The 1,573-nt window shown below is 41.8% G+C and carries 2 protein-coding genes; both read right to left on the minus strand.

Annotated elements, in window-relative coordinates; all coding sequences use genetic code 11:
* Positions 1–126: 126 nt before the first annotated feature.
* A complete protein-coding gene (locus U9O96_03820; GenBank protein MEA2054232.1) occupies positions 127–696 on the minus strand; it encodes a DNA-3-methyladenine glycosylase in 570 nt (189 codons plus the stop codon).
* 2 nt (positions 697–698) lie between these two features.
* Positions 699–1,573: C25 family cysteine peptidase (locus U9O96_03825; GenBank protein MEA2054233.1), on the minus strand; the 875-nt coding region annotated here is incomplete at its 5' end.

Genomic DNA, 1,573 nt, shown 5'->3' on the forward strand with positions numbered 1-1,573 from the left:
TGCAGTTGTAGGGGTGCCCCATAAAAAGTTTATAGACGTTGGAAATAAATATCTCCATCTCGAGGAAATTCATCCTATGAGAATCCACAGAAGTTTGACTAGGTATTTCTGCGTATATAGAAACATTTAGCGAGAAACAAACTTATTTTCCTCTATAAAAAACCGTAGTTTTTCCTGTAAATCCTCTCTTACTCCTATCCTCCCTGACGTTGCGATTTTAAAATGTTGGCCGACTCCTTTTTCGATAAATATTTTTGATGATTTATCATACACTTTTATGCCGTTATCTTTGCCGCTTATGCCAAAAGCCATTGTTAGCTTTCCAGGGCCAGACGTTAAATTTCTTATATCAGGTGTCATCCTCCTTTTTACCATGTAATCCAGTCCTTCCAGCGGTTCAACTGCTCTAATCAAAACACCAGAGGGCTTTCCCTCACTCTCAGTTATTATATTGAATAACCAGTAACCATGTACCATGTATACGAAAGTGGAGCCGGCATCCTCCCACATCCACCTGCTGAGTTTTGTTTTGCCTTTAAATGCCCTAGAGGCGGGGTCAGACAGCCCATAGTAAGCTTCTGTTTCAACTATTTTTCCTTTCAGCAGTGTTTCATTTTTAACTACAAGTAAATTGCCAAGCAATTTTTTAGCCACATCTGCCGGGTTATATTCGTAAAATGTTTTTGACAGAATCATGTTTACTGATAGCCACCTACTTTCAAACTCGGATCGCCCAGAAGCACCCATTCCTCTATTGTCTTCCAGTCCAGGCGCTCACTCGACGGGAAATGTTTATTCAGATAGTCGTTTAACGTTTGCCCGTGGATTTCTCCCAGTATATCCAGCCCGTTATCTCCATATTCAACAAAGAAATTGACGTTCAAAAATCCTGAAAAGTACTGTGTACAGTCCGGTATGCCGTCTTTATCATCATCTCCTACAGCAAACCAGTCCAGGCCAGCATAGCCAATGGTTGCTATTGCCCCTCCGTCAATCTTTCTGGTGAGCCACCAGCTCCAAGATTCTGGAGACCACTCGGATTTGTAATAGATATTTTTAATTTCCTTGAATTTCATGAGATTTAACAGGCTTACATTGAACTGGCTGTTGTGGCATCCGCCTACTATGCAGACTGGATACATGCCTTTATTTGACAATTTTGCCATGTCAGATACTATCATCCCGCTGATCCACGTATCTTCATCATACGGGGGATGTGTTGCCCAGCTCATCGGATTGCCGTGTCCGTCAAAGAAAATGAATCCGCATCCTTCGCTTATGGCATTGACTACATCATCCGAACCGGTAAGCGTTCCTGTTGAAGTCCATAGTTTTATCGGCTCAAAACCATCCATGTGGGCCAATGCTTCCTTATTCTCTTCTTCCCCTTCGTAATAGGGGTCATCTGGATCATCGGGGTAAGAATCCCCTCCAACGACCACCATTTTTTTGAACCATTCCTGTCCATACGTGGTTGTTTCATACGTTATTATTTTCTCAACCATTTTCTTTACTTCAAAACTATTCCTGCATGCAAGCCTTCCAACATAAACATCTGGATAAAAATCGATGA

The organism is Candidatus Thermoplasmatota archaeon, from assembly GCA_034660695.1.
GTDB lineage: Archaea > Thermoplasmatota > E2 > UBA202 > DSCA01 > JAYEJS01.